17 protein-coding genes are annotated in these 23,175 nt (G+C 65.9%); 3 read left to right on the top strand and 14 right to left on the bottom strand.

Annotated features, from left to right (window positions below):
- The first annotated feature begins 25 nt into the window (after positions 1-25).
- Positions 26-1,342, top strand: coding sequence for a hypothetical protein (locus ABS52_00215; protein ID ODT05170.1), 1,317 nt, complete (start codon positions 26-28; stop codon positions 1,340-1,342).
- Between the two features lie 92 nt (positions 1,343-1,434).
- On the opposite strand, the gene ABS52_00210 is transcribed toward ABS52_00215, so the two are convergent.
- From ABS52_00210 to ABS52_00200, 3 genes are all read right to left on the bottom strand, one after another.
- Positions 1,435-3,249 carry a hypothetical protein gene (locus tag ABS52_00210; GenBank protein ID ODT05169.1) on the bottom strand — a complete coding sequence of 605 codons (1,815 nt, stop codon included), beginning with the start codon at positions 3,247-3,249 and terminating at the stop codon, positions 1,435-1,437.
- 40 nt (positions 3,250-3,289) lie between these two features.
- A complete protein-coding gene (locus tag ABS52_00205) occupies positions 3,290-3,895 on the bottom strand; it encodes a hypothetical protein (GenBank protein ODT05168.1) in 606 nt (201 codons plus the stop codon).
- A gap of 100 nt (positions 3,896-3,995) precedes the next feature.
- A complete protein-coding gene (locus ABS52_00200; protein ODT05167.1) occupies positions 3,996-6,329 on the bottom strand; it encodes a hypothetical protein in 2,334 nt (777 codons plus the stop codon).
- 359 nt (positions 6,330-6,688) lie between these two features.
- On the opposite strand from ABS52_00200, the gene ABS52_00195 reads away from it, so the two are divergent.
- Entirely contained in the window at positions 6,689-7,075 is a 387-nt protein-coding gene (locus tag ABS52_00195; GenBank protein ID ODT05390.1) for a hypothetical protein, read from the top strand.
- A 153-nt stretch (positions 7,076-7,228) separates the two neighbouring features.
- Here ABS52_00195 and ABS52_00190 read toward each other — a convergent pair whose 3' ends face one another.
- The 6 genes from ABS52_00190 to ABS52_00165 all read right to left on the bottom strand — a co-directional run bounded on the left by ABS52_00190 (position 7,229) and on the right by ABS52_00165 (position 10,215).
- Positions 7,229-7,528 (bottom strand): hypothetical protein, encoded by a 300-nt coding sequence (locus ABS52_00190; protein ODT05166.1) that lies wholly within the window; start codon positions 7,526-7,528, stop codon positions 7,229-7,231.
- A gap of 227 nt (positions 7,529-7,755) precedes the next feature.
- Positions 7,756-7,977, bottom strand: a complete 222-nt coding sequence (locus ABS52_00185; protein ODT05165.1) for a hypothetical protein — start codon at positions 7,975-7,977, stop codon at positions 7,756-7,758.
- A gap of 378 nt (positions 7,978-8,355) precedes the next feature.
- Entirely contained in the window at positions 8,356-8,823 is a 468-nt protein-coding gene (locus ABS52_00180; protein ODT05164.1) for a hypothetical protein, read from the bottom strand.
- A gap of 191 nt (positions 8,824-9,014) precedes the next feature.
- Positions 9,015-9,422, bottom strand: a complete 408-nt coding sequence (locus ABS52_00175; protein ID ODT05163.1) for a hypothetical protein — start codon at positions 9,420-9,422, stop codon at positions 9,015-9,017.
- A gap of 37 nt (positions 9,423-9,459) precedes the next feature.
- Positions 9,460-9,642, bottom strand: a complete 183-nt coding sequence (locus ABS52_00170; GenBank protein ODT05162.1) for a hypothetical protein — start codon at positions 9,640-9,642, stop codon at positions 9,460-9,462.
- Positions 9,643-10,215 carry a hypothetical protein gene (locus ABS52_00165; protein ID ODT05161.1) on the bottom strand — a complete coding sequence of 191 codons (573 nt, stop codon included), beginning with the start codon at positions 10,213-10,215 and terminating at the stop codon, positions 9,643-9,645.
- 483 nt (positions 10,216-10,698) lie between these two features.
- Between ABS52_00165 and ABS52_00160 the strand changes: the two genes are divergently transcribed.
- A complete protein-coding gene (locus tag ABS52_00160; protein ODT05160.1) occupies positions 10,699-10,944 on the top strand; it encodes a hypothetical protein in 246 nt (81 codons plus the stop codon).
- A gap of 15 nt (positions 10,945-10,959) precedes the next feature.
- Here the strand turns inward: ABS52_00160 and ABS52_00155 are convergent, their stop codons facing one another.
- From ABS52_00155 to ABS52_00135, 5 genes are all read right to left on the bottom strand, one after another.
- Positions 10,960-13,221, bottom strand: a complete 2,262-nt coding sequence (locus ABS52_00155; GenBank protein ID ODT05159.1) for a hypothetical protein — start codon at positions 13,219-13,221, stop codon at positions 10,960-10,962.
- Complete coding sequence (locus ABS52_00150) at positions 13,218-15,005, bottom strand: hypothetical protein (GenBank protein ODT05158.1); 1,788 nt, start codon at positions 15,003-15,005, stop codon at positions 13,218-13,220. Before ABS52_00150 ends, ABS52_00155 begins: the two co-directional genes overlap by 4 nt.
- Complete coding sequence (locus ABS52_00145; GenBank protein ID ODT05157.1) at positions 15,006-15,692, bottom strand: zinc metalloprotease; 687 nt, start codon at positions 15,690-15,692, stop codon at positions 15,006-15,008.
- A complete protein-coding gene (locus ABS52_00140) occupies positions 15,689-18,820 on the bottom strand; it encodes a restriction endonuclease subunit R (GenBank protein ID ODT05156.1) in 3,132 nt (1,043 codons plus the stop codon). Before ABS52_00140 ends, ABS52_00145 begins: the two co-directional genes overlap by 4 nt.
- Before the next feature lie 1,249 nt (positions 18,821-20,069).
- Positions 20,070-22,763, bottom strand: coding sequence for a type I restriction-modification system subunit M (locus ABS52_00135; protein ODT05389.1), 2,694 nt, complete (start codon positions 22,761-22,763; stop codon positions 20,070-20,072).
- Between the last annotated feature and the right edge of the window lie 412 nt (positions 22,764-23,175).

Here is a 23,175-nt window from a genome sequence, read left to right as displayed (position 1 = left end):
CCACCCCACGCCTGTCCGGCACCCGATGTCGACCCTCCCGCCGCCCCACCGCGCGCCGTCGCGCTGCACCCTTCCCGCACTCCTGATGACGATGGCGCTGTGGTGCCCGACCGCCACTGCGCTCGCGCAGGATGCGGGGCGCGCCGCGCCGCGCCCGCGCGTCGTCGTCCTCGACTCCGTCAGCGTCATCGACATCGACGCCAAGCGCGTGACCGCGATGCGGCGGATCGTCATTCGTGGCGACAGCATCGTGGCCGTGGAGTCGGTGAGCGCGATGCCTCCGGATTCGGTCGACGAGTACGTGAACGCGCGCGGGGCCTTCGCCATCCCGGGGCTCGTGGACCATCACGTGCACCTCGTGCAGGGGATGACGGCGGCGCTCGAGCGCGGGGCCCGCGGCGGCGTCACGATGGTGCAAGCCATGGCGGGAGACAACCGCGTCGCCGGCGAGTACGCGCGCGCCTCGCGCGCCAGGGAGATCGTCGCCCCCGAGATCGCCTATGCCTCGGTGATGGCCGGCCCCGACTTCTTCGTCGATCCGCGCTTCATCGGGGCCAGCGACGGCTTCCCGGTCGGCAAGGCGCCGTGGGCGCAGGCGGTGACCGCGGAGAGCGACATCCCGACCGCCGTGGCGGCGGCGCGCGGCTCCGGCGCCGAGGTGCTGAAGCTGTACGCGATGATCGACAGCGCCCTCGCGGCGCGCCTGACGGCCGAGGCGCATCGCCAGGGAATGCGGGTGGTGGCGCACGGGACGGTCTTCCCCGCGCGGCCGTTGCAACTGGCGGCGGCCGGGGTCGACGTCCTCACCCACGCCCCCTACCTCTCCTGGCAGGGCGCCGCCGAGGTGCGCCCCGAGGACTCGTGGAAGCGGCGCGACGGCCCCTACGCCACGGTCCGCGCCGACGGCCCCGAGCTCACCGCCGTCCTGGCGGCGATGAAGGCGCACGGGACGTACCTCGAGCCCACCCTCTGGGTCTTCTCGCGCCCGGATGTCCCCCCGGTCGTGGCCAAGTGGGGGGCGCAGCTCACCGTGCGGGCGCAGGCCATGGGGGTTCCGATCCTGGCCGGGACCGACGGCTTCGTGGAGCGCGACACCACCGCGCTCCCGGTCATCCACCGCGAGCTGCAACGCCTGGTGGAGGCCGGACTCACCCCGGCCGCGGCGCTCGCGGCCGCCACCACCAACCCCGCGCGCGAGATGCGGCGCGAGCACACGCACGGCGCGGTGGCCCCGGGACGCGTGGCCGATATCGTCCTCCTCGACGCCAACCCGCTCGGCGACATCCGGAACACGACGCGCATCCGCGCCGTGGTGCTGCGCGGTCGGGTGCTGGTGCGTTAGGCAGGGCAGGGCGCCGCGGCGTGGCGCGCCGCGTGAGGGGCGCCGGGCTGCCCTCTCGCAGCCCGGCGCGCTCGCCTTGGTACGATGCGCGACTAGTTGGTCGCCTTCGCCAGCGCCTTGATCGCCGCCGACATCGCCTTCACCCGCTCGGCATCCTTCGCCCCGGCCACGTCCTTGTCCACCTGCTTGGCCAGGGCATTCAGCGCATCGCGCCGCCCCTTCCCCTGCTGCGCCTCGGCCGCGTCGAGCGCCGTCGCAATCGCTGAGGTGCGCTCCGCGGCCAGCCCGTTGCCGCGCACCAGCTGGTCCAGGTACGACCGCACCACCGGGAAGGCCGCCGGCCACTCGATGCGCGGCTGGCTCTGCGGGTTGTACTGGGTGAAGCGCACCAGCTTGGCCGCCTCGATCTCGTTCTTCGACAGCTGGTCGCTCGGCTCCAACTCGAGAATGTCGAAGCCGCGGTCCATCTCCGACGAGTAGATCAGCCCGTTCCAGTAGTAGGCGCCCCACGAACCGCCGATCGTGCTGCGGAATCCGCGCTGCCCCGGTGGTGGCTGCGTGACCGGGACGTCGACCCCCGGCGGGTTGTCGATGGGGCCGCGGTCGAAGTAGGCCAGCTCCTTCGGGTTGTTGGAGTCCGTGAAGTCCATCACGCTCACCCCGCCCTGGTACCACCCCTGCACCATGATGTCACGCCCGGGGACGGGGATCAGCCCGCCATTGTGCGAGACGCAGTTCTCCTCGGCCGTCTGCGCGGTGGGGATCTTGTAGTAGGCGTGCTGCGTGTACTTCTTCTTGCCGTCGATGCTGAGGATCGTGTTCCCCCCCATCTCCATCATCGAGTTGGCCTGGCACATCGGCGACGTGCCGCCCCCCCACTCGTCGGTGAAGACCACCTTCTTGCCGTCGTTGCTGAAGACCGCGGTGTGCCAGAGCGAGAAGTTCGTGTCGGCCTTGGCGTCCACGCGCACCGGCCTTTCCGGGTTGGAGATGTCGACCAGGAGCCCGTAGCTCCCGCAGGCCCCGGCCAGGAGCTTGGCCGCCGGATAGGCCGTGACGTCGTGGCAGTTGCGCGGCCCGGTGGGCATCGGCGCGCCGGCCGGCGCGGGGCGGCCACGCTCGGGGCGCCCCGTGGCGCGCGGCGCCGCGTCGAGCCCCGTGAAGATGCGCGCCCCGGTCACCACCTCGGCCTTCTCGGGGTGACGGAGGTCCACCTTGATGACGTCCAGTCGGAAGAGCGAGTTGGTCTCGTCGGCCGGGTCCGTGCCTTCCTTGCACCCGGGGATCTCCGTTGCCGGGCGCGCCCCCTGGCTCCCGGAGACGTAGATGTAGATGACGTTCTTGTCCTTGGGGTGCGGGATGATGGTGTGCGTGTGCGATCCCTTGCACGTCTGCACGTTCTTCACCAGGCGCGGCGCCGCCGGGTTGGCGACGTCGTAGATGCGGACCCCCGCCATGTGATCCTTGGGGTCGGTGACGCCTCCCTTGCCGCAGTCGTTGCGGTTCCCCGCGCCCTCGGCGGAAATGAAGAGGAGCGAGCCGTAGATGGACGGGTCGCCCTGCGAGGTGATGCACTGGACCGTCGAGACCACCTTGGGGGTGGCGGGGTTGCTCACGTCCCAGATGGTGAAGCCGGCAAAGTTCCCCTGGTACACGTACTTGTCGCCGAATGCCAGGTCCGAGTTGGCGAAGGTGAGGCCGCGCGTGGAGTCCAGCCCCGGCGCCTTCGGCGTGTTGGAGACCAGGCGCATGTTCTTCGCCGCGACCCCCGCGTCGGTCTTGCCCGGCTTGAGGTTGTTGCGCGGGTCCGTCTTGCTGGGGTAGGTCTGCGCGGTGGCGAGGGAGGGGACGAGCGACGGGAGGAGGAGCGTCGCGGCCAGCGCGAGCGCCCGTCGTGCGTTGGACATCGAGGGGGACTCCTAATGATGAGGGGAAGTGCGGTGGAGCTTACTGTGCGGGAAGCTGTGACAGGAGCTGGCGCATGGCGCCGATCTCGGCGGTCTGCACCGTGACCACGTCGTTGGCGAAGACGTTCACGTCCACTTCCTGGCCCGCGCGCGGCGCGGCGAAGAGGTCCTTGACCATCTGCAGCGCTCCCTCGTGGTGCATGATCATGTAGGAGAGGAAGAGGCGGTCGAACTCCACGCCGCGGGCCGCGTCGAGCTCCGCCAGCTGCGCCGTCGTGAGCATCCCGGCCATGGTCATGGTGCGCCACGATGACGTGTCAGGCGCCATCTGGCCGTTGGCGCGGAGCCACTCCTGCATGATGCGGATCTCGGCCACCTGCGATTGGTCGATCTTGTTGGCGAGTCGCAGGACCCGCGGATTGGCGTCGTGCGACTCCGCCATGCGCGACATGTGGATGGCCTGCGCGTGGTGGGCGATCATCCCCTGCATGAACTCCACGTCGGCCACCGTGTAGTTGGCGCCGGCGGGGACGGTGATTTGCGCGCCGTGGCCGCCGTGGTGCTGGGCACGGGCAGCGGCGGGCGAGGCGGCCAGGGAGGTGCCGACGGCAAGGGCGGCGGCGAGGGCGAAGCGGCGGCGGGACATCGGGATAAGGCGTGTGACGGGGGTGTGGAGCGCGGGGGGGCGCTCGGGATACGTGGGGGAAGGGTGGGGCGTTGGCGGGAGCGGCGAACTGATCTCCGCCTCAGCGCTCCAGCCCCATCTCCCGCAGGATGCGCCGGAAGCGCGGGTGCGTGCGGACACTCCGGAACGACGGGTCGGACGCGAGGTAGATGAGTCCCGGGTTGCGCTCGGCATAGGCCTTGTCGAGCCACTCGAACGTCCTCGCCGTGTCGCCGATCATCGCCCAGGTGGACGCGATGCGCAGCGGGTCCGGCGACGCCCCCGACTGGCGCAGGTCCATCGCCAGCCATGCCCGCCAGAAGCCGGGCATGCCGGCCGACGAGTGCCCGGAGCGGAGGGATTCCAGCTCGGCCGTCGTGGCGCCGCGGAGCGCGGCGATCCTGAGGTACTCCGTGACGCCTTCGCCCTCGTGACCGCGCCGCAGGAGGAGCTCTGCCGGACCCATCGGCAGCGAGGGGCCGAGTCCCAGGCCCAGCGGATTGAGCGGGTCGAGCTGGCTCGCGCGCCGGAAATGCCACAGCGCGGCGGAGTCGTTCCCGGCCACCGAGTAGTCCTTCCCGAGCGTGATGTGCGTGCGCGGGTTCAACGGGTCCAGCTGCAACGATCGCCGGCGTGCGGCGATGGCTTCGGCCACCTCCCCCATCACCCGATGGTAGTTCGCGAGATGGTGCCAGGCGTGCGGATCGTTCGGATTGAGCTGGACGGCGCGGCGGAGCGAGCGCTCCGCGCCCTTCCAGTCCCATTCGAAGAAGAGCCGGAGCATGCCCAGGGACGCGTGCGCCTCGCCCAGGCGAGGATCGAGCTCCAGCGCGCGCGTGGTCGCGCGGCGCAGCGCCGGGACCCCCGTCTCGGCCGGCATGTGCCGGAAGTAGAGGAGCGGGCCGATCGCGCTGGCCTTTCCCGCCCACGCCAGCGCGAAGGACGGTTCCACCGTGCTCGCCCGATCGAACAGCTCCAGCGCGGTGCGTAGCCCCTCGCCGGACAGCGTGTTGCGCAGGTACAGTCCGCGGAGATAGAGGTCGTACGCCTCGATGCTCGGGGTCGGGCGCTCCCGCGGCGAGAACCCCAGTTGGAATGATCTGGCGATCGCCTGCGCGATGCCGTCCTGCACGGTGAACACGTCCGCCACCGCTTCGTCGAACTGCTCCGACCAGATGTGGTAGCCCGTGCTGGCGTCGATCAGCTGCGCCGTCACCCGCACCCGATCGCCGGCCTTTCGCACGCTCCCTTCCAGCACCGACTCGACGCCGAGCGCGTGGCCGATCGCGCGCGCGTCCATCCCGCGATTGCGGAGGGCGAAGGACGAGGTGCGCGCCGCCACGCGCAACTCGGCGACGCCGCTCAGCGCCGTGATGATCTGCTCGGTCAGGCCGTCGCTGAAGTACCGGTCGGCCGAATCCGCGCTCATGTTGACGAACGGCAGGACGCCGATCGACCGGGCGGAGCGGGCGGGTGCCGCTGCGGCTTGGCGGGGCGGCGGGCGAGTCCCGTAGGCGACGGCTCCCGCCAGCACGATGAGCATCGCGGCGGCAGCGCCCCACCTTCCGCGGGCGCGCCGCTCACTCGGCGGCGTGGCCGCCGCCTCGGGGAGCGAGCCGGTCGGCGTCTCGGCTGGCGCCTGAGCGACGCCCTCCCGCGGTTCGGGCGCCGGGCGGGCCCGAGGTTCCGTCGCCACTCGGACCTGGGGCCCGAGCCGCAGCCGCTCCGCAAGCGCCAGCACGTCCGCATCCGGCTCGGCGTCGAACTCCTCACGGAGCAGCGTCGCATGGATGCGCGCATGCTGCAACGCCCCCGCCCGATCGCCGGCGGCGTCCAGCGCCTGCATCAGCCGCAATGCGACGTGGCCGTTGAAGGGATCGTGGGCGGCGAGGCGGCGCCACCACGCGGCGGCGGGGGCCAGCTCCCCGCCTTCCTCGCATCGTCTGGCCAGCGCTTCGAGCGCCGCCGCGTAGCGGCGCGCCAGCCGATGTCGCTCGGCCGCCATCCAATCCTCGAAGGCCGGCGCATCCGCCAGGTGGAACCCGTCCAGCAGCGGACCTGCGTACGTCTCCACCGCGCGCTCGAGGGCGCCCGCGTCGAGCAGCGCCTCGAACTCCGTCACGTCGCACGACACCCCTTGGCCCAGCGTCAGGGAGTCGTCCAGGGACCGGACCGTCCCCTCGCCCAACCCGGTCCTGATGATGTAGAGCGTGTCCGAGAGCTGCGGGCGAGCGCGCTCGGGGCGGGCATCCGGCCAGAGCAGCGCGATGAGCTTGTCGCGCGAGACAGGGCGGTCCCGGGCCATCGCGAGGTACGCCAGCAGCGCCAGGCGCGGGCCCTGGGCCGCGCGACCGGCCACCCCGCCGCCGTCGGCATCGCGGATCGACGCAGTTCCCAGAAGGCTGAGCGTCAGCACGGACCGGTTCGAGAGATCTGCGAGACTTCCGCGAGAGGGGCGCGATGCCACCGTTGCACCCTACATGCCACGCACGGCCGCAGCAAGCACCAGCCCCGGTGGCCGGTAGGCTGGCTGTCGGCCGCGATGGACACGTGGGCGAGGCGCTCCACTCGAACGAGGGCGCCGCCTCGCCCCGGCAAGGACGAGGAGATCCCATGCGCGTTTCACGCCCCCGGCGCCTTCCCGGCGCCATGGTCACCCTGGCAGCCCTCGCCGCCCTGGCGGCCTGCGCGGAGAAGGCCAGCCCGCCGACCGCCCTGTCGGTCCCCGTCTTCAGTTACGGAGCGGACCATGCCGGCGGCAATTTCGGCACCCACATGAAGGGCGAGAACGAGACGCCGCCTCGCCCCTCACTCGCCCAGGGGCAGCTCGTGCTGCGGCGGGACAACGACGGCAGTCTCCACTATCGGCTGCTCGTCGCCGGCGCCGTGGACATCACGCAGGCGCATATTCACCTCGCGCCTCCGGGAGTCCCTGGCCCCGTCGTCGCCTGGCTGTACCCCGCTGCACCGCCCGCCCAGCTCATTCCCGGCCGGTTCAACGGGGTGCTGGCCGAGGGGGTGCTCACCGACGCCGGCGTCGTCGGCCCGCTGGCAGGCCAGGGCGTCGCCGGGCTGATCGCGGCCATAGAGGCGGGCAACGCGTACGCGAACGTGCACACGGTCCAGTATCCGCCGGGCGAGATCCGCGGGCAGGTGAAGTGACGTGGCCGGGCGTCCCGCCGGGAGGGCCGGCGGGACGCACCGGGGGGGCGATTGCGACTCAGGACACGGGGCGCCGGGCAATCCAGGGACGGTTCAGTCTGGGTTGGCGCTGGGTGGTGCGAGCGGCCGCGAGGGAGAGGGCGGGCGTGCGCATCACCAGGAGTGCGTCGGTAGGGAGCTTACGGTGAAGTCGCCCAGGCAGCGCCGGGCGTCGACGAAGCTGCGGGCCATGCCGATGCGAAGCCATAGCACCGAGTCTGCTGCGACGGCGATCGAGTCCACGCGCGGACGGTAGCCGAGCCGCATCGAGCGGAGCGGGAGGCGCCCCGCGCGTGGTACCGTGATGCGGAGGTATCCAAGCGAGTCAGCGGTACCGCCGAGTGCGTCGTCGCGTGAGCCGAACGTGACGTGACCGAGTGGGGCGCCCGTGGCAGTGCGGTAGAAGTGCAGCACCAGAGCGCCGGGTCCCGCCGTCGCAGAGTCGATGGAAACGGTACCGGGCGGATCGTGCGGGTCCGCGCAGGCGGGATTCACTCGTGCCGCAGCCGATGGTGCGCGCGCGCACGCTGCGCAGAGCCACGGTACCAGGGCAAGGGCGAGCCGTCCCGTCGAACGTGCCCGTCTGCTGCAACCGATGTGGGGCGGCATACGAGGTCGGGAATGAGTCACGCCGCCGACCGCTACGACGCCGGGGAGCTGGTCGATGGGGTCACGAGGAGCACGGCATTGTAGGCGGCGGCGTAGGGAATGGCGTCTTGCACGAACGCCATCCAGTCGTCACCGAACAGCCCCACCGATCGTGGCGTGAGGGCACGGACCGGATCGCTCGCTGCGCGCCGCTGCTCCTCGGACGACACTCCGGGGACGCTGAGCGAATCACCGACCTTCACCGCGAGCAGCATCCGGTCACCGCGGCGTGCGGCGCCCTGGGCCGCCGCGACCGGATCCACCAGAGCCGGCGGACGCCAGCCGACGGATGCCACTGGTGTGCTGGGCGCAGCTCCATCGTGCGTGAGCCGCTCGCTCAACGTCGTCCCCGTGGCCAAAACGACAGCAGCCGTCAGGCCTGCTACCACTCCACTCCGCATCTCAGCCAGCCACGTCCGCATCCTGTCCTCCCTGAAGTGATGCACGTGATACCCAAGGCGAACCAACGAGTGCCGTCCCTGCAACCCACGCCGGCTCGCCCTGCGTCAAGGTTGACCGACAGCCGAGGCGACAAGGGGCGATCGGCAGCGCACTGTCCCATTCGGGCGGGCTAGTACCGCCGCTCTCGGACCTCAGCGGCGCGACTGAGGGCGTCCCAGGAGGCGTGCGAGACGCTCCGCCTCCGCACCCCACACGATGGAGGGCGTGCACTTCGACGTGGTCAAGGTGTGGAGAGAGTCCAAGGTGGCGAACATCAACACCCGGGCACCGGCCTCGAAGCCGAACCCACACATCGTGGTCTGGGCCGCCGAGTGCACACGCACGGTATCAGTGGGCGCCCCTTTCCAGCGTCGCGTCACCGCGATGAGCGCGCGGTCCTCGGACCAGCGGTGGAACGCCTGACCGTCGCTCATGGCCTGCGAGTCGGGCACCGTCGTCACGCTGAGGACGCGTCCCTCGAACACGGCGTCAAAGCTGGCGGCGAGCTCCAGGGCGGCGGCGCGACTGCTCGGCGGCGTGGCCGGCACGCAGGTGCAGGGTAGCGCCGAGAGAGGTGGAGTGCACAGGGCGGCGGAGAGGAGCCAGGCGAGTAGCGGCATGAGTGGAGATGGAGGGTGAGGATGATGGCCCAACGCCAGATCTTGCTGCCGCCCTTCACACACTCAGCATCGGCGCGCTCGGCGCTGCCGTCGGCGCCCAGTGTGACTATCGACCCGGGCACTGATCACACGGCGAAGGCCGAGTCGAGTCCGAGTCATACGCTAGCCCACTCTCCAGCGGCGGCGCCACACTAATTCGCCGGTGCGCCCGCCTCCCCCCGGCGCCCGATCCGGTCGAGGTGCGTATCGGCGAAGCCGCTCGGGTACTTGAGCCCGTAGCCGAGCGCGCGGTCGAAGCCGATGTGCGCCGCCCACAGCAGCGCCACCACCGGCGGGCGCCCGGTGAGGATGGCCAACGCGGCGGCCGCCACCGGACCGACGTAGCTGTGGGCGAGGTTGTAGGCGACGGCGCCGATGCGGGGCCCCGCGAGGTAGAAGGCGAAGCTCAGGTCCGGCGCGAAGAACAGTGCCGCGAAGAGGAGCCACGAGTGCCCCCCGAGGTGGTAGAGGAGGACCGCGAGGGCGAGGACGGCCAGGCCCTCGAGCCGGAGCCAGGTGCGCGGGGCGCCGGCGACGGCGCCAGGGAGAGGGATGGGCATACCCAAAGCTACGGCCGCGGAAGGTAGCGGAGTAACGTCAGCTCCCGCTGAAATCGGCAGCGAGGGTCGCCAGCGATGCCGACCTCCTGGTGCGGAACGTCAGCGTGGTCGGCGTTGCGGGAGGATGAACGGTCGGGCGCGGATCGACTCCATCGACGTGCTGGTGAAACGGCGCCCTCTCGACCACGCCGCGTTCGGCAATCGCGCCGCGGCAGTCCAACTAGTCGGCGCGAGCGAAGCGCATGGCGCCGAGCATGTAGAGGGCTGCCATGGCGACGCCTAGATGCGTTCCTTCGACGCGGAGCAGCTCGCCGCCACCGGGGAGCCGGTTCAGCTGCGAGAGGAGCATGAGCAGCGCAGCGGCAACGAGCGCGCCGCCCATCCCGAGCTGGACGCCGCGCCGCGACCACCCGGAGACCACTCCGGCCCCGAGATACGACCCGACCACCGCCGAGGCGATCATGAGGACGAGGGTGACCGGATCGACCGGGACGATGCGCGTGTAGATGATGGCCTGCAGGATGACCGGGATCGTGTGCCCGAGGTTCAGCGTGCCGGGGAGCAGTTCGTCCGCCATCAATCGCCAATGCCGCACGGCCGCGGTGGTGGTGGCAAACGATCCAATGCCTAGCGTGTCGAAGAAGTTGGTGCCGAAGCCCACGGCCAGCAGGGGAACCGTGGGAGCGACCGCGCCACCGGCCTGGCGATGCCGGGTCATCGCGCGCCAGGCGGCGGCGAGGAACCAGATGCCGACGGCGATGAGGGCGGCAATGAGGGCGGCCTTGGGGTTCATGGGGGGCGTTGACGTGGTGGGCGCTTGCGGCGGCGAGGATGGGGGCGTGGGTTGGGAAACAATGCAGGGTGGTGCGGCGGGCAGCTAGCCTCAGGGTTCACGGTGCCCGGAGCCTTCGGTGCCAGCGACTGTGATCGGCCGGGGGCCGGGCGGGGTAGCCGCCGCGGGACTCTGCGCTTGCGCACAGGTCGGAGGCGCGTGGCCGTGTACTGATCAGCGAAGGGGACCGCGAACTGGTTGGAGGGGCGCGGAGTTGCCGGAGAGTCGGCGACGCGCGTGGACGGCAGGGCGACCTCGAACTCGACATGCGGTTTGGGCGCCGTCGCGCGGCCCTGCGAAGGGGCAGGCTGTGTCTGTGCCCCACTCGCCGCAGCGAGGAATGAGGCGGCGCGGCTGCTGGGTGTTGCGCTCACACCCGCGCGTCACGCGGGTTACGATGGCGTCGGCAAGGGCGGCAGGCGTTTTCAGATCAAGGGCCGCTGCATGCTGCCGGGCTGCAAGCCGGGCCAGCGCCTGGGCCGGATCGATACGGCGAAGGAATTCGACGCCGTGCTGATGGTGTTGCTCAATGAGGAGTTCGACGCGTTTGCGATCTACGAAGCGGACCGCGAGGCCGTGCTCGCGGCACTTTCCGCGCGCGGGTCGAAAGCTCGCAACGAACGCGGCGCGCTCAGCGTGACCAAGTTCAAGGCGATCAGCCGGCTGGTCTGGGAGCGTGATGGTTCTTGACCTGCCGTCAGCCTGCTACGCTGCCGAGTCCCTGGGCTGCCAGTGCTTCGCGGTTCGCATGTCAATCCAGTCGCAATGCAACTCCAGCCGTATTTCTTCGTCCCCGCGCGGAACGAGGAAGCGTTCGAGCGTGGCCGGAATCGGGAAGTACAGGCCGTTATACATCTGCTGTAGCGGCCGATCCAGGGCTTCTGCGCCTTCGCCGCGAGTAACGCCGTTGACATCGGTGGCAACCACTTCGTCAAGCCGGATCTCGTACTGAAACGCAGCGCTCACCGTGTCCGAGGCGACGTAGAGGATCTTGTTGCCAGCCCAGACCACGCCGCGGCTCTCGCACTCCGGGAGCAGATCACCGTAGGCATGAAAGGCGCTGTCAGGCAATCTGATGTAGAAGCCCGCAAGGTTCGTTGTCGATTCGTCATCGACGATGCGCAGGAGTCGTGGCATCGGTTTGCCAGCCGGTGGTTCGGCTTGCGCCTGGCCGCCTCCAACATTGACGACCTGTACATCCGAGCGCCTGACGACCTGGCGCTGGACCGGCTTGCGCACGATACCGATATCGTCCTTCAGCAGCACCCACAGCTCTGAGCGCCGCTTCGCGAGAAGTTCAAGATTGAGCGCGCCGTCACCAAAGAAACGCGGGCTCCATTTCTTGAGCGATGGTCCGAGATATTCGCGGCAGAAGGTGGCAATCAGGGAGTAGAGAACTTGCGTGTATCCCAAAGCTTCCAGCTTGGCGATTTCATCATGCCGCACGTCAACGAAAATGTCGGGGGACTGGTTGCCGCTGTACTCCTTGACGAAGACCGGGATGTCCTCGGTGAGCTTTCCTGGTACGAGCCGGAAGTTCTTCACCTCGTAGGCCTTCGAGATGCTGAGTTCGAGTTCGCTCAAGAAAACCTTCTCGAAGCGGGTCAGGTCCGTGTAAGTCTCCCGGCAGTCGATCATGCCGTCGAACGGCTTGGCGCGGCAGAATTGCTCAAGGTACTGGCGTTCGGCCTGCTGACGATGGCGATCGGCTGAGAGCAGGACCACAAGATGCCCTCTCGCCTGCATGATCTGGTTGAGAGCCTGCTTCTGCGCGACGCCGAAGAACACGCTTACGCCCCCTTGTTCCGCACGGCGCCGGATGGCGCCAAGGGTACTCTCGGCGCCATCGGCAAGGCGGACCTTGACGTTCCCGAGCTTGCTCACAAGGCCGTGCTGGTTGATGTAGCGGAAGAGTCTGGTGTACTGGCCGATCCGCTCCGGGTCGCTCAGGATCTCGTCAACGGCAACCGCCTCAAGCGTCTGGGTAATGCGGTTCAGGAGGCTTGTCGTCTCGGCGTCCAGGGAATCCCGGCCGGCCGTGGGGATGAACTTGTCGCAATCCAGACGCCCCGACACGCCGATGTTGGTAGCTATTGTGGTCGCACAGAGCTTGAAACCGCGCTTGAAAACATCAAACGCGCCATTCTCGAAGCGGATGTGGCCGGTCATGTTGATAGCCTCGCCCGAGACCGTGAGTCCATCAATCGCCGCGACGAGGGTATGTCCACGGTCCTCATACAGGCGTCCTGTAACGACGAGATTCTTGCCCTGCCAGTCCTGGGCCTCGGGTCCGCCGATCTGCGTAAGGTTGCTGCGGTCCTCGATGTCGGAGAAGGAGTTCTGAGAGAGCTTCTCCGTGCCGAAGAACACCGCGGATGGAACGAATTTGACGAAATCGCGGAGGTAGCGCCGCAGGTCGTCGAGATTCGGCGCGCTTCGAAGATGCCCGACGACAAGCGTCCCGCGCGGCCCTGCGAGATCGGATGTTTCGAGGGTAACAGGGGGGATTCGACCTTGAGATGCTTCGATATCCGCCTGTGATAGCCGCGTCAGCGTCCCTTCGGACGAGCCTTCGATCTGTGAAATCACTTCCAGCGTGTGGCATACTCCGAAATTCGCAAAGCCGCCGATGCCGAACATGCCGACGCAACCTGCTGCGATTGCTTCCGCCGTGCGCTTTCCGCTGGCACCCATGCTCCAGAAGAACCGTTTCAGGTCTTCGGCGGACATGCCGGTGCCGTTGTCGCGCACCTTGATTGTATCGCCTTCGACCGTGATATCGATTCTGTATCGCGCGTCGGCGGGATCTACGCCTTCGCGGAACGCCTGAATGCGCACGGCGTCCACGGCGTTTTGGACATTCTCGCGGATGAAGGCGAGAGGCGTCTCATAGATCTGCTTTGAGAGCAGCGTGAGGATGCTCGGAAAATCTATCCCCGGCACAAAGGTCTTGCGCTCTTCACTCACCGTGAACCTCTCTCCGCTATTGCTGCGCTCAGTTGGTTGCGAAACTCCTTGTCGCCGGTCGCCGCTACGATGAGCTGACCCGCGCTGTTCAGACGGTCAGCGGCGCTTACCGGACACCGATGAATCGCGCCAAGAACAACGACCTTGGCCTCGTCCGGCTGGCCGATGTCCATAAGAAGCTCGGTGAGGTTGAGCGCGTCGGACGGCTCCGGCGACCCGCTCTCGATCAGCGAGCGGTAGAGCATGATGGCGCGTTCCTTGTCGGCTCTTTCATCGGAGTTCGCAAGCGCAAGTGCGAGCATGCGCGTGGCGCAGAGCGCGAGCGACTCGTCATCGGATGCTATGTACGGTTCGACCTGTCCCCGCAGCATCTCCCAGTCATGGGAGTCGCAGAGGTCCTGCCAGAGGTCTTTGGTGTGGGAGAACGGTTCGGCCGGCCCGACGGCGGCGAGTGACCGGGCGTCTGCCTCCTGCCCGCCGAGCCGCGCCTGCAAGCTCGCGTCGGTTGCGCAGAGATTCGACAGTCTTGCGGCATAGGTACTTACCGCGTCGCCGTGGGCCGCGAGAATGGCGGCGAGGTCCTCACGGCCATACAGCACGCGCAGCACGTTGCGAAACGCCAGAAAACCCAGCGTTTCTGACTTCAGGGCCGTGTCACCGATTCCCTCCATGGCCGCAAGCGATGCCATCGTATAGCTCGCCCCGGTTGGCACCGGGACTTCGGCTTTCATGTCGAGCAGGAGAGCTGCGAGGTAGTACAGGTGCGATGAGATGCCATAAGCGGCGAGCGCCTCCGCCAGCTCGCGGAGGTCGCACTGCGCGATTGGCTGGACTTCGATCCGGTATCGCTGGGTGGCAACTGAATTGAACGCCCCGTCGCCCGGACTATAGCGATGCGTCGCAATCGTGCGCTCGGCTTGACGAAGATCGAGGCGCACAAATGAATAGGTATTGTGCGACTGCCGCGTCTCAAACGATGCGCCAGTGGCGACGGTCACGCAGCCGCCCGGAGTCTGCCCGCCAGCGCGTTCCTCCGGTTCATGAAGGTGGCCGCAGTGGTAGAAATGGCACTTGCCTTCAATGCGCCTCAGGGCGGCGCGGCGGTCGAAGTCCTGTAGCAGATGAAGAGGGTGATGGCCCATGGCCACCACGATGTGGGGCGGATCAGCGCTCTCGACCGCCAGGGAGAGCGCGTTCAGGAGCTGGCGCTCTCCAAGCAGCAACTTCATGTGATCATCGATGCCGCCGTTAGCGAGCCATGCGGTGTCAAGTCCGACGATGGCGATGCGAACGCCATCGACAATCAAGCGCGCGACGTATCCAAGGCCGTCGGGCGTGGGGATTCTCTCCTGGTTGGCAAAGTAGGACTTCTGAAAACTTCGATAATGTTCCTGACGCGCCATCAGCGTTCGGAAATCATCGGCATCGGGAGAGCCCAGAAAGGCATCGGTGCTGGCCGAGTCCTGAAGAGCGGCACGGGCGCCCTGAAAGCAGAACCTCTGACGGTCCCGGTCGATGTCGTGATTCCCCGGTATGCAGAAGATCCGGTCGGCCGGGACGCCCGATGCTGCGGACAGCTCGTCGAGAAAGCCTCTGACAAGCTCATACTCCTCGGCCTTGCCACCAAACGCGAGGTCTCCCGTGACGAGAGCGAAATCTGCGGGGCGCTCCGGGCGTTTGGCGCGGATATCCTCGTACATGGCCGTCGTCACGACGTGCTGCGGCCAGGCATCGCGCGGGCGCATGTGGATGTCGGAGATATGAAGCCAGGAGATCGGGCGCACCTAGATCTCCTCTTCCAATACCTGCCCGTGTTCCTTGAGCCAGGCTCTTGCCTTATCCATCGTTGGCGTGCGTGCGCGGACGATGTTCCAGAAGGCCGGCGCGTGATTGGCTTCGATCAGGTGGGCGAGTTCGTGAATGATGACGTAATCGATCACGAACATCGGGGCCTTGATGAGCCGCCAGTTGAAGGTGACGCTGTCGCCGACGGTGCAGGAGCCCCAGCGGTACCGGTTGTCGACGATGCGCGCGCTGCTGAACGTCACGCCCAGCTCGCGGGCATGCTGTTCGACCCTGGGTATGATCCGCTGGCGCGCTTCCTCCTTGTACCATTCCCGCAGGACCTCCCGCCGTCTGCGCTGGTGCGCCCGGGGGACAAGAAAGCGCTCGTCGAATTCGACCTTCCCGGAGCCGGTTTCGGTCAGCTCGATCTGGTAATCGCGCCCCATGTACAGGGCGGATTCGCCGTTGACGACCTCCTTCCCAGGCGGATGGCGGCGGTCGACGTATTTCTGCGGATCGCGCAGCTTCTCCAGAATCCACTGTCGTCTTTCGTCGACGTGGCGCCGGACCTCCTCATCGGCCATCCCCTCCGGCGCGCGCACGACGACCGTCCGGTCGCGCTCGACCGTTATGGTCAACGTCCGGCGCCTCGCTGAGCGCGTGACAGTGTAATCAACTTCCGTCACGGTGCGTACAGTATCGTATCATGGTTCCTCTCGCCGATCTCCATAAGTCGGCTGATGATCCTGGTGCGGTTGGCCACAAGATCAGGTACGGTCGAGAACTCCGACTGAAGCAGAATCCGTTGTAGATCCGCCTTGAGCTTCTGTCGGGCCGGCGCGCTTTCCCAAAAGCCGATGAGCCGGAGCTCACGCTCTATGTCGCCGAAGATTTGCTGAGTGAGGTTGACAAGAGTCGAAATCGCGTCGTCGCTGAGCTCATCGTCCCCAAACGTTTCGGAGCGAAGAACACGGAATATCGGCATCTGCTTCTTACGGTGGAGACCGTATGTAGGCTCTCGACTGGCCGCAACGATCTCCCGGCGAAGCCGCTCAAGTTCCTGGAGAATTCGGTCCCAGTTGTCTCTAAACTCTTGAAGAATGAAGTTGAGCTCCTCGGCGAACGAGGCTTGAAGGTGTGGGTCGTCATCCAGCTCGATGTCGATGTGGTGCCGAACAGCATGCTCGATTTCGGCGGCCTTCGTCTTGGGGCGGCCGCGCTCGTGCACTTCTTCCTGAAAGCTTTCGTCGAGGATTGAGATCGGCGGGACCTTGACGTCCACACCGCGCGAGACGAGAAAGGCGTCCGTGATCGCGCGCAGCTTGGGCGGGATTCCGTTCATGCTCAGGCGCTCGTCGCGCAGATGCTTCGCGGCCAGCGCGTTGACCTCGGCAAGCGCCTGAAAGCTGCCCATGAAGGCGAGCGCTTCCTTGGCCGGGAAGACGACATCGAGCGCTTTGGTGAATTCCCTGAACAGCTTCATGAACTCAAAGCGCAGGTCCTCGTCGTAGAAGAGGTCGAAAAACGCATCGTGGTCGGTGAGATCGGTCAGGCCACGCGCTTTCAGGAATTCCATCAGCGCGGCCTCGGCCGCGCGCAGGGCGCGCAGCTCATCCTCCGGGAAGCTCAGGCTGCCGAGGATTTCCGCCTGCTCGCGCTCGTCGTAGTTATCGAGCGCCTTCTTCAGATGATGGCCGACGCCTACATAGTCGACGACGTAGCCCTTCTCCTTGGCGCTGCCCGCGACGCGGTTGACGCGCGCGATGGCCTGGAGAAGGCCGTGGTCAGTGATGACCTTGTCCAGATACATGACCTGTTCGACGGGGGCGTCGAACCCGGTCAGAAGCATGTTGTTGACGATGACGATGCCGATGTCGCCGGTGACGCCCTCGTCCTTGCCGCCGAAGGGGAGCTTGAAGCTCTTGATCGTGGTCTTGTGCTTGCCGGAGTCGGTGAAGGCCTTGAGGTGCAGCGGGTCGTTATGCCCGCCCGAGATCACGACGTCGGTCCTGAGCCTGCGCAGCCGATCGAGGTCGATCCGCTGCGGGTTGGCCCCTTCGAGCTCGGCGATCGCATCGGTCAGCGCGCGGTCGACGGCGCCCTTGTAGCTGGCGGCGGCTTCACGCGATGTCGCCACGATCTGCGCCTTGAACCCGTTCGGGAACACATGGGCGACGTAATGCGCCACCATATCCCGGGCTTTGGCGTCGATCGTGGCTTGGGCTTCGAGGTAGGCGTTCTTCGAACCGTAGCCCAGGATCTCGAGTCGCTCCTGGATGTTGTAGTCGCTGAACACGTCCGCGAAGGCCGTGTCCATGCCGGCCCGGTCCGGCACTTCGGCGTTGTGGGTCCGCCCTTCGTACACGATCTCCCGCGTCACGCCATCCTCGATAGACTGGCGCATCGTGTACTTGTCGATGTAGTCGCCGAAGACCTTTTCGGTCTTGTCGATCGGCGTGCCGGTGTAGCCGATCCGTGAGGCGTTCGGAATCGCCTTGTCGAGATTTGCGCCGAGAACGGAGTATTGCGAGCGGTGCGCCTCATCCGTCATGACGAGGATGTTCGGGCTTCTGTTCAACTCCGGGAAAATCTCGCGAAGCTCCTCATCCCGGAACTTGTGGATCATCGCCATCACGAGATCGGACGAGTCGGTTGCGAGAAGCTCCTTTAGCCGCTTGATGCTGTCCGCGAGCTTGACCGTGAAGCCGATGCTCTGGCTCGTCTCGGTGAGCTGCTCTTCGAGCTGCGTACGGTCCGTGACGAAGACGACCTTCCAGCTCGCCAGCGTCGGGTGGCGGTACATCTCCCGGACCATGAACATCATCGTGAGAGACTTCCCCGACCCCTGGGTGTGCCAGACGATGCCGCTGCGATCGCGCGGCGTCTTACCCTCCTGAAGGCGCTTGACGGCGATCTTCACCGCGCGGAACTGCTGGTAGCGGCCGACGATCTTGATGAGCTGGCCCTTATCGTCGGTCGAGAAGAGCGTGAAGGTGCGGATGATGTCGAGCAGGTTGTCCCGGTCGAGCATGCCGGCGACAAGGCGCTGCTGGTCGTTCGGGCTGCTGGCGCCGTGTTCGAGCTCGTTGAGCGTGCGCGGGTAGGGATCAGCCCAGCGGAAGAGGTGCTTCTCGTTATGGGTCGTGATCGTGCCGAACTTCGCTTCCTGCCGGCACGTTGTTACGACGAACTGGTTGTAGTAGAACAGCTCCGGGCTGCCTTCGCCCTTGTCGCCGCGCTGCTCGCTATAGCGCAGGAGCTGGTCGATCGCCTCGGGAATCGGCTCCTTGACCTTGGGCGATTTGCACTCGACGACCACGACCGGCAGGCCGTTTACGAAGAGGACGATGTCCGGATAGATGTGATGCTCGGTGCCGCGGATGCGCACCTTGAACTGGCATACAGCGATGAAGCGGTTGTTGTCGCGGTTCTTGAAGTCGATGAAGCGGACGGTGGGGCTCTTCTCGCCGCTCCTGCGGTTCTCGGCGACGCTGCTATTCTCCAGAAGGAGCTGGAGGACATGCCGGTTGTTCTGGATCAGGCCGGTGCCCGGGAAGTTGGCCGTGAGATGCTTGATCACCTCCTCGACCTGGTCGTCCTCGATCCACGGGTTGATGACCTTGATCTGCTCCCGCAAGACCGGGAGCATCACGACCTCCGTGAAGCTCTCGCGGAACGTGTCGGAGGGCTGCTGCTTGCTGTCGCAGTCGATGACGGTCCAGCCCAATGCGCGGAGCTGCTCGAGGAACGGTATCTCGACGTGGTTGCGTTCGTCGAGCTTGATCTCCCTGGCGGTTTGTGCGCTTACCGCCATCAGGCCACCTGCTCTTGGGCTCTGTCTGCTTCAAGCAGCGGCGTGACGCGTCTGCGGCCGGTGAGGAGATCTTGTTGGAGCCCGCGCTTTAGAGCCCGAAGCTTTGCTAAGGTATCTCGGTTTGTAGCGCTTACATGATCAAGGGCGCGAACGCGCTCCACGATGACTTCCTGCTCTTCAAGGCTGTTTGGGAATGCGGCCGAAAGCGCTCTCAGATTTGTAGGGTTGATGTTCACCTGCTGAACGCCAGGAGTAGCGAACCGCCGCATGGCGATTTGCGTTCGTGGCCAATTCAGCCAGATGTTGAGCAGTTCGGGTGACAGGATACTTCTATCGGGATTGAGTCGGACGAGATACGATGCAAACGTTGTCCGCTCATGCTGGCCACGCCAGATTCCTGTCCGTCCGACGTGTTCCCAGCTATTCGTGCGATTGAACAAGACATCACCTGCCCGAAGCCACAGGCGATCGGGCACGGGCGCGGCCGTGAACTTGAGATCAGTCAAATCGGCCTCCCCATTCGACAGGTTATTCATGCGCAGTACGGGCTGACCGCTGTCGCCAAGCGACGAGGAAATCCCATACTCCGCCGACGGGACGAATACGGCCAGCGGTTCGCAGCGCCAACTAACCGGAATCATGCCCATCGGCGACTGCCGAAACTCTTGCGTCGTCCTGGAGCGCACCCGTCCTTGCTCATCGACGCCATGGGTTAGGAGGTCACCCGCCAAGCCCGCTTTGATGCGCTGTTGCTTGGCGATAAGCGCCTCTGTCCGCTCGATCGCCGAGTCAATCGTCGAGAGGATTGCAGCGATGCTAGATTGCTCGCGCTTGTCACAGGCAAGTATGGTGAGCTTTTCCAGCACTTCCTTATCAACGTGCGGAATACCAGACCCAGAGGTTTGTCCCTTGAGATATTCTTCCCACCCCTTCAGCGCGTAATAGAAGTATTCTGCGTCGTAATCAGTGCCAGGTCGGACGCGCGTCATTGTTGATGCGAGAATTCCGTGCTTTGCCTTGAAGATCTCACCCGCGTTTGATCCGTCCCAAAGGACGATCGTTTCGCCATCCATAACATGGACGGCGTTTGGCGATGGCTTGACAAACTCAGCCGACGATCGTCCGCGAAGATACTCTGGAGTGAGATACAATTCGGCGTCTGGGCCATCGTATGGCTGTATCAGCGGGGGCTTGCCCTTATCCAACCTTACGAATGTGGCAAGGGTCTCGGATCGACGAGCGGAATTCATCAGCAGTACCCCAATCCGCTCACGAATCCGTCAAGCGTCTTCAACGTCTCGTCGCGAGCATGCTCCAGTGCGCGACTTGACACCGCGTACTTGTCTCGCAGGCGGTCGACCGCCGCGATAACGACGCGCTTCTCCGCGGCGACGTAGCGGCCCAATTGCGAATGCGCAATGTCGTACAGCTTCCTGAGGATGAGCGTTTTCGCCTCAGGCTCCGTCAGCCTGCCGCCGATGGCAGCAAGGGAGGCGTCAGCATCTGTCAGACGCATGCGCAGCGATTTAATGTCCTTCTTCAGTGCCGTGACCTTGCGGTTCTCGCCCTTGCGGGCCGGATCGAGTGTGGCGAGCTGCTTCTCTGCCTGCTCGATCAGTACGTGCGTTTCGCCGATGACGTCATCGGCGCCGTGGCGCTTGAGCTCTAGCTTGAGTTCCAGTTCGGCGACCAGGTCCTTTAGTTTCGCCTTCGCCTCCCTGATGCGCGTCTCGATGGCGGTGATGGCGTCCTGCTGGTCCTGGAGCGCCTTTCTTTCCCTGGCCGCGGATGCGCCCGCGGTGCCTTTGAAGTCGTCGATCAACTCCTTGAGCGCCTTCTTGATCACGGCAGCGGTGACCGTCTCATCCTCTGCGGGCTCGTAAGCGGCGACTTCCTGCGCCGCTTCAACGGCTTCGTCCAGTCCGCTCTGGGCATCGGCGATGCGCGCTTCCGTCTCAGCGATCGCGTCGGCCTCGGCCCGGAAGAAGGCCGCGATGAGGTAGCTGTCCGGGATCAGCGCGTGGTGCCAGCCTGTGGAGACGATGGTCTTGAGGTCGTAGCGGATCTGCTGCCACCAGTTCACGAACACGCCCGCGCTCTTGAATTCGTCGAGAACCTGAAGCGGGACGAGCTTCGCTTTAAGCCCGGTGAGGAGTTCCTGACGGACGTCGGGCAGTTTCCGGCCATCGGAGAGCCTGGCGAAATCGTCGCGCGCGACCGCCCACCATTCTTCGAGCGCCGTGTGGTGACGTGCGACTGTTTCCCTGACGCCCGTATCGGATTCGAGGAGGCGGCGGATGTCGGCTTTCGCCGCGACCAGCGGGCGAAAGCGAAGATAGCCCGGACGTTCGGGCTCGAAGAGGGTTGTTGATGAAGTGCCGAACCGTGCGAAGTCTGGTTCGTGCGCCTTCACCTCCACCTCCGGCACGCCGCCGATGAGGTGCGCCTGCACGTCCTCCGGCTCTGGGTCCGGCGTGTTGTCGACGTAGCGGCGGATGTTGAGGTTGTAGTCGTGCTCGCCGATGATTTCCTTCACGTCGACGAGACGGCTGTACTTCGGAATCTCGCGCTTGTGCGTGAACACGAAGTCGATTTTCTCGATATCCTCGGGGCGTAGTTTCTTCTGCTTCTTGCCTTCGGCGTATTCGCGGTCGGCGTTGATGAACAGGATCTTCCCGCGCAGCGAGTCGGGCTTGTTCTTGTTCATCACGAGGACGCAGGCAGGAATCCCGGTGTTGTAGAAAAGACCCTGGGGAAGGCTGATGATCGCCTCGATCACGTCGTCCTGGATGAAGATTTCGCGGATGAGCTTTTCCTTGCCGCCGCGGAACAGGACGCCGTGCGGCATGATCGTGGCCATGTGGCCGTCGGGCTTGAGGCTGGCCAGCATATGTTGGACGAACATCAGATCAGCCTTCTTGCCCGTCTCCGGGCACCATTCGCGGAAGCGCGAGGGGAATTTCAGCGTCGCCCGGCTGTAGTTCTGCGAGAAAGGCGGATTCGCAAGGACGCGGTCGAACTTGCGTATCGCGCCTTTGTCCAGAATCTGCGGGTCCTCCAGCGTGTCGGCGTTCTCGATAGTGAAGCGCGTGATGTTGTGGAGGATCATGTTCATGATGCAGATCGACCAGACGGTGCCGTTCGAGTCCTGGCCGTAGAGCGCGAGGTCGTTTGCGTTGTCTCCCTGTTCCTCGACATACTGGTGGCTCTGGATCAGGAAGCCGCCGGAGCCGACGGTGGGGTCGTAGATCTCCTGCCCGGCGCGGGGCTTGACGAGCTGCACGAGAAGCCGCACGACCTCGGCGGGTGTGTAGAATTCCCCGCCCTTCTTCCCGGCGCTATCCGCGAAGTACTTGATCAGATACTCGTAGGCGGCGCCGAGCAGGTCGGGGAATTCGAAGTTGTCGTTGACCAGCACGAATTGCGGCTGGTTGAAGTGGTCGAGCAGGTCCTTCCACTTCTGGTCGGGAATCTTGGTTTTGCCCTTAACGGCGTTGAAATCGATGTTGTTCTTCAGGACGCCCGTGAGGGCGTCGTTTTCATCCTCGACGGCGGCGAGCGCCTTGTTGAGCATGTTGCCGATGTCTTGCTTCAGGTCCTTCAGGGCAGGAACGAGCTCGCCATCGGCATCGACCCAAGGCTCGTGCCAGCGCGCCCTGACGGGAGTGAAGAAGGTCTCTCCGTAGGAGGTCTTGTCCTCCAGGAGTTCGTTCAGAAGGTCGGGGTCCTTGATATGGGCGAAGTCCGTCCGGCGCAGCGTTTCGCGCTTGCGGTCGAATTCATCCGAGAGGCGCTTGAGGAACAGGAGGCCGAAGATGAATTCTTTGAATTCCGACGCGTCCATCTTGCCGCGCAGGATGTCGGCGGCCTTGAAGAGGAAGCCTTCGAGCTGGGCGAGGGTGATCTTGTCGCGTGCCGCGCCGCGCCCGTTCGGGCTGACTATGCGGGAGACCCGGAGCGGGGCAGGCGCTGCCTTGTCGTTGTCGGCCGCGGGGACCGCAGCCTGTTTCTTCGGTTTGGTCGCTGTCACACGTGCCATCTGCTCTTGGTCTCCTGCGTCGGAATGCGCGGTATGACCCCCGTGCCGCCGTTGGCCCTGTCCGAGGGGCTCGGGCGTTGTCATGAAGATAGAGGTCGGGGCTGACAGGGAAACCCATGGGGGTGGCGGGGTTCCGCGCGGTGAGCCAGGCGTATGCCGCACACCAGCAACGATGCGTGTAGACGTACACCCACATTCCCGCAGGCCTGAACAGGCAAATTCCCGCACCTGCCATTGACGGGCCCGCCTCTGGCGGCCCCCTTCGCGACTGGGCGAACGCAGCCCATACCCCCCGGCGCGTGCAGACCACGCGCCC

The sequence above is a fragment of the Gemmatimonadetes bacterium SCN 70-22 genome (assembly GCA_001724275.1).
In the GTDB taxonomy this organism is placed as follows: Bacteria; Gemmatimonadota; Gemmatimonadetes; order Gemmatimonadales; family Gemmatimonadaceae; genus SCN-70-22.
This window is presented reverse-complemented; position numbering and strand designations above follow the sequence as displayed.